4 protein-coding genes are annotated in these 3,704 nt (G+C 65.8%); all 4 read left to right on the plus strand.

What is annotated here, in order from left to right:
• Window positions 1-293 precede the first annotated feature (293 nt).
• Window positions 294-752, plus strand: coding sequence for a helix-turn-helix domain-containing protein (locus tag ABD207_RS31455; protein WP_344016723.1), 459 nt, complete (start codon window positions 294-296; stop codon window positions 750-752).
• 200 nt (window positions 753-952) lie between these two features.
• Window positions 953-1,345 carry a hypothetical protein gene (locus tag ABD207_RS31460; RefSeq protein ID WP_344016724.1) on the plus strand — a complete coding sequence of 131 codons (393 nt, stop codon included), beginning with the start codon at window positions 953-955 and terminating at the stop codon, window positions 1,343-1,345.
• A 2-nt stretch (window positions 1,346-1,347) separates the two neighbouring features.
• Window positions 1,348-2,487, plus strand: coding sequence for an MAB_1171c family putative transporter (locus ABD207_RS31465; protein WP_344016725.1), 1,140 nt, complete (start codon window positions 1,348-1,350; stop codon window positions 2,485-2,487).
• A partial coding sequence (locus ABD207_RS31470) for an amidohydrolase family protein (protein ID WP_344016726.1) occupies window positions 2,484-3,704 on the plus strand: 1,221 nt, incomplete at its 3' end. The genes ABD207_RS31465 and ABD207_RS31470, both read left to right, overlap by 4 nt.

Consider the following 3,704-nt stretch of genomic DNA (forward strand, 5'->3'; position numbering starts at 1 on the left):
CGCACACCTCAACACTGATCGGCTACACCACCTGGCGGGACGCCATCGATCTCGGTCGCATGACGATGTGCCTCCCCCTGTGCCTGAGGACGGAAAGAACCGCTGGCGAGCGAGTCGTAGGGCCTCTCGGCCCCCCACAACTCAGGTGAAGACCCAGTGAGCGGAGGGTCTGCACACGAGTGGAACTTGCGTGTGGGGACCATAACTTGATGCCCTACCCCCTTCAACTCATGTCGCGGTACTGGCACGATTGTTGTTGACACAGGTGGAAACCGGTTAGGGCCGGAGGGGACATGAGCGCCAAGGCAGCGCAGAGCCTGGCCGACAGGCTGAACCAGCTCTTCGCAACGGTCCGTCCCGATCCGCATCACGAGTACAGCAACGAGTACGTCGCCGCCGCGATCCGGCAGTCGGCGGCAGATGTCTCGATCTCCCAGAGCTACATCTGGCAGCTCCGCAACGGGCGAAAGAACAACCCGACGCTCAAGCACCTTCAGGCATTGGCCGGGTTCTTCGGCGTGCCCACCGCATACTTCGTCGAGGACGAGGCGGCAGACCGGATCACGGAACAGCTGGAAGCCCTCGCCTCCGAGCAAGCCCGCCTCCACGAGGCATCCAAGGGCAGCGACGTGAAACTGATGGCCATGCGAGCCGGCCAGTTGTCACCCGAGCATCGGAAGCAGGTGATGGACCTGCTCGATGTCGTCTATCGCCTGGAGCAGGCGGAACGGGAAATCCCTCCTCATGATTGACTGATTCCCTGCTGGCCGCATGCAGATCCGCGCTGTTGGATGGGGTCGCACCCTGGCAACGCGAGCGGAGAGAGGCCTTGAAAGAGCGAGACCTGAGACGCCAATGCAGGCACACTCTCCAGTCCCTTGAAATCCAGCCACCACTTCATGTGCCAGCCTTCTGTCAGGCATTGGGAGAGCACAGGCAACGCCCCATCCGATTGATCGACTACCCCCTGCCTGTTCCCGGACCGTACGGCGTTTGGATCGCCAGCAAGTCGGCGGACTACATCTTCTACCAGAGGGAAACCAGCAGGGCCCATCAGGATCACATCATCCTGCATGAGGTCGGCCACATCCTGGCAGGCCACCAGAGTGACGAAATGGATGACGAGTTCTGGCAGTCGCTGGCCCCGGAGCTGTCCCTCGACGTCATCAAGCGAGCGCTCCGACGAACCTCGTACGACGATGACCGGGAGCGGGAAGCCGAGCTGGTCGCCACCATCATCCTGGAATGGGCCTCCGTACTGAACCTCGTGACCCCGAATACAGGGGGCGACCAATCGACTCGACGCATCAATTCCGCACTGGGTGACAGACTGGGGTGGTTATAGCCGTGGCGCTGTCCTCACTACTCGGAGGAATCCTCCTCCTGGCGCTGTCCTGGAAGGCCAGCCAGCTGGCCAAGGCGCCCTCCGACAGGGTCCTCCGCTCAGTAACGTTATGCATCCTCTGTTCCGCACTGTCGTTCCCTCTGGGACTCAAGTCAGTTGCACGGTACGTCGATTCACTAACCGGTGACGGAATCGCGAAGCTGCTGCAGAATGCACTGCTGCTCGTCCTTGTCTACTTCCTGCAATGCGTCTTCCTCTATTCGGCGTCGGATCGCACGGCGGGTAATAAGCGCGCACGGTGGGAACTGATACCCCTGGCCTCCGCCATCGGAATCGCCACATTGGCCATGACCATCACACCGGGGCCGGAACGCGCCCACACGTACGCGACGGCGAACATGCGCGAACCGGGAGTCGCTCTCTTCTACCTCGCGGCAGGTCTGTACCTCGTCTACGGGCTGGCCCTGGCACTGTGGTGGACATCCCGCTACATACGGCTGTCGAACGGGCCGCTGCGCACCGGGTTACGGCTGGTGGCGGCCGCGTTGACCGCCATGGTGCTGATGGGGTCGCTTCGCGAGACGCTCACCATGACCCGCTGGGCCGGCGGATCCGTACCGACAGCCCTCATAGTGGGAGCGAAAATGCTCCTGGACATCACGATCCCGCTGTTCGTCGCGGGGATTCTCTATCCTGCGGCCGCCACGCGGTGGATGACCATCCGCTTGTGGGCGCATCGGCGTCGGATGTACCGGCGACTGACACCCCTGTGGACGGCTCTGCACGAGGCTTTCCCGGAGGACTCCCTCCACCGCACGCCGACAGGAGGCTGGCGCGACGCGCTCCGCCTCCGTGGGATTCACCGCCGGTACTACCGGCGAGCCATCGAGTGCCGGGACGGTCTGGTACGGATCAGCCCCTATCTCGCAAAGCTGGAGGATTCGATGGAACCCTCAGTCCCACTCCCACCAGGACGAGCAGCTGTACACCTTCGCGAGGCGCTGGCCGCGTACACGGCGGGAGCACCGGTACCCGGACGAGCCATTGCCGTGGCCCTGCCCGGAGGAAGCGACCTGGACGACGACGTGAGGCAGCTCGTGGCACTCTCGGACGCGCTGCGGACTTACCAGGAAGGCTCATGATGCACACCGTGATCTCGGCAGGACAGATGGTTTCCGGCCCCGGCGGGAGGGTGGTCCTCGACGGGGCCGTGCATGTCCGGCTGGGCATGATCGTGGCCGCCGGTCCGCGCACGGAGGTCGAGGCGCGGGTCGAACCCACAGTTCCCCGCCTCCACTTCCCCGACGGTACGTTGCTGCCCGGGCTCATCGACGCCCACGTCCACCTCGCACTCGACGCAGGGTCCGATCCTGTGGAGACCCTGCACACTGCTTCCGACGCCGAGCTCTACGCGGGAATGGCGATGCGCGCCGAGCAACTCCTCGCCACAGGAGTGACGACCGTACGCGACCTCGGCGACCGGGGAGGGCTGGCGGTCCGGCTGCGGGACGAGATCGCGTCCGGCCGGCTGCCCGGCCCACGCATCCTGGCCGCCGGAACGCCGCTGACCACGCCCGGCGGACACTGCTGGTTCCTCGGCGGAGAGGTCGAAGGCGAAGCAGCGATCCGTGCCGCCGTCCGCCGCAACGCGGCAAGCGGCGTCGACCTCGTCAAGGTGATGGCCACCGGAGGTGGCATCACCAAGGGCGGACCACCTGTCTGGCAGGCCCAGTTCACCCCGCGCGACATGCGCGTCGTCGTCGAAGAAGCCCGCAGGGCCGGACTGCCGGTGGCCGCCCACGCCCACGGTACGGAGGGCATCGCCGCCGCCGTGGCAGCCGGGGTCAACAGCATCGAGCACTGCACGTGGATGGCAAAGGACGGGTTCGACGTACGCGAGGACCTGGTGGCCGCCATGGCCGGCCAGGGCATCTCCGTCTGCCCTGCGGCCAGTCCCGACTGGCGTGGCTTCGCGGAGCGTTTCGGCCCGGAGCGGGCCGAGGAGATGTTCGGGCAGATCCGGTGGATGACGGAGAGCGGGGTACGGCTCCTGCCCGGGACCGACGCCGGCGTTCCCCGCGCCGTCTTCGACGGCTTCGTTTCCAGCCTGGAGTTCTTCGAACACATCGGGATGAAGCCGGCCGAGATCATTGACCTGGCCACAGCAGGAGCAGCCGAAGCGCTGGGCATCGCCCACGACACCGGCCGGCTCACCCCCGGCCACCGCGCCGACCTCCTCGTCGTCGAGGGCGACCCACTGACCGACCTGAGCGCCCTGCGCACAGTCCGCCTGGTCCTGGCCGAAGGCCGGCCATTGGGCCCCGAGACTGTGCATTCCGTCCCGTCCGATGTCCGGGAC

Source organism: Streptomyces thermospinosisporus, from assembly GCF_039526425.1.
GTDB classification, from domain to species: domain Bacteria; phylum Actinomycetota; class Actinomycetes; order Streptomycetales; family Streptomycetaceae; genus Streptomyces; species Streptomyces thermocarboxydovorans.